The following is a 2,162-nucleotide window of genomic DNA, read 5'->3' as shown; positions in this document are numbered from 1 at the left end:
AGTGCGGTATCATCGACGAATATCATGCTCATGAGACGAGTGAAATATATGACGTATTGGTTTCCGGCATGGGTGCGCGACCGCAACCGCTCATTATGATCATTACGACGGCTGGATTTGATCTTTCGAGGCCGTGCTATCGCGTTGAATATCAATATGTCTCTAAGATACTCGATCCAAACTCTCCGATCGAGAACGACGAATATTTCGTCATGATCAACGAGTTGGACAAAGGAGATGACATAAAAGATGAGCGCGTTTGGGAAAAGGCGAACCCGATTCTGTGCTCATATGAAGAGGGCCGAAATTATCTCCGAGGAGAGCTGAAAACAGCTCTGGATGTACCGGAGAAGATGAGAAACTTTCTCACAAAAAACATGAACATCTGGGTCGATCAGAAAGACAACGGCTATATGCCAATGGACAAATGGAAAGCCTGCGGAACAGATCAGCTTCCTGATCTCCAAGGTCGTGAATGTTTTGTCGGCGTGGACTTGTCCAAAAAAATCGACTTGACAAGCATAAGTTTTGAGTTTCCGCTTGGTGATGGCCGTTTCGTTGTCCTAAGCCATTCTTTCATACCTGAGGATACTCTGGATACCAAACGAAAAACGGACAAAGTGCCATATGATCTTTGGGTCAAACAGGGATGGATAACCACCACTCCCGGCGCCGTGGTGGACTATCAATTTATCAAGTCATACATTCAACACAAAGCAGAGGAAAAAGGCTGGATCATCCGTGAGATATGCTATGACCCATACAACGCGACGCAATTTGCGCAGGATATGGATGCAGAAGGTTATCTCACGGTTGAGATTCGCCAAGGGTTCAGGACGCTCTCTGAACCGACGAAAAACTTCAGGGAATTGGTATTGGATGGCAAAATTATTCATGATAACAACCCTGTCTTGACTTGGGCGCTTGGAAATGTAGTCATCCGTCAAGATCACAATGAAAACATTATGCTGGACAAGGATAAATCAACGGATCGAATCGACCCGGCGGCCGCGGTCATCAATGCACACGTCCGAGCGATGGTCTTGAACCAAGAAATCGATTTGAACGAACATATTTTGAGCGATGATTTCTCCTTTTAAGGTGGTGAGTGGATGCGGATTTTAAAAACAATCGTGTCGTTTATCGCGATGTTCGGAGATGATATATTCGCCTTGATCGGCCTGGCAATCATTTGCCGGGCTACTTTTATGCTGAATTATATCGCCGGATGGTATGTAATTGGGCTTATTTTCCTGCTTTTGGCGGTGGTTTTTTCTAAAAACGTCCCAAAACCGCCTCGAAAGGGGTGAGAAATGAATGTTTTTGAGCGCAATCATGGAAAAACGTGACCTGATGGACGTTTCCGACATCGTGAACCCGGCGGATTGGTTTGTATCCATCTTCGGCGGCCAACCGACGTATAGTGGAGAGACAATCACATCAGAGTCGGCCATCATGAATTCAAATGTCTATGCCTGCGCGTCGATTTTGGGCGGAGACATCGGGAAGTTGCCTATCCAGATCTTCAAGCAGAGCCGGGGAAGGTTGTCGAAGGACACCGAACACCCTGTCGCGCAACTTTTGGGGATTAGGCCAAACCCATACATGAGTGCATATACGTTCAAAGAGCTCATGATGCTACATCTGGTCGGATGGGGTAATGCCTATGCAGCTATCGATTGGGGCTATGACGGTAGGCCGACGGCGTTGTGGCCGCTTGATCCGGCAGTTACGGATGTCCAGCTTGACCCGTTGACTGGTGAACTATGGTATATCACAACTATACCAACCGGTGAGATGAGAAAGCTGGCATGGTATGATGTGTTTCATCTCAAATACCCGGGGAAGAGTGGTCTCAAGGGATTATCTCCAATCTCTGTATTGCGTGAAGATTTGGGGTCACAGCAAGCGGCTAAAAAGTTCATTGGTGCATTTTGGGCAAACGGTACTGCGAGTCGTGGGGTTTTGAAGGTCCCGACTGCTCTGAAAAAAGAAGCTAAAGAAAAAGCTCGTGAAGAATGGCAAAAGCTCAATACGGGTCTGACGAATGCCCATAAAATCGCAATACTTGATGGCGGAATGGAATACCAAAGCATCAGTATGCCGCTTGAAGATGCGCAGTTTATTGAACAGCAAAAATTTGGCGTATTGGAAGTGGCAAA

Annotated in this window: 3 protein-coding genes; all 3 read left to right on the top strand. The window is 46.7% G+C overall.

Annotation, left to right across the window (positions count from 1 at the left end; all coding sequences use genetic code 11):
- The coding region (locus CCB157_RS16675; RefSeq protein ID WP_143287130.1) for a terminase large subunit at window positions 1–1,100 on the top strand (1,100 nt) is incomplete at its 5' end.
- Window positions 1,101–1,112: 12 nt separating this feature from the next.
- Window positions 1,113–1,310 (top strand): hypothetical protein, encoded by a 198-nt coding sequence (locus CCB157_RS16670; protein ID WP_077616924.1) that lies wholly within the window; start codon window positions 1,113–1,115, stop codon window positions 1,308–1,310.
- Between the two features lie 7 nt (window positions 1,311–1,317).
- Window positions 1,318–2,162: phage portal protein (locus CCB157_RS16665; protein WP_077616925.1), on the top strand; the 845-nt coding region annotated here is incomplete at its 3' end.

The organism is Caenibacillus caldisaponilyticus, assembly GCF_002003465.1.
Taxonomy (GTDB): domain Bacteria; phylum Bacillota; class Bacilli; order Bacillales; family Sporolactobacillaceae; genus Caenibacillus; species Caenibacillus caldisaponilyticus.
The sequence above is the reverse complement of the archived record's forward strand: the minus strand, read 5'-3'. Positions and strand labels throughout refer to the sequence as shown.

Bases quoted from the DNA above. Each gene is read 5' to 3' on its own strand.
- CCB157_RS16670 (WP_077616924.1), top strand. From the start codon at position 1,113: ATGCGGATTTTAAAAACAATCGTGTCGTTTATCGCGATGTTCGGAGAT.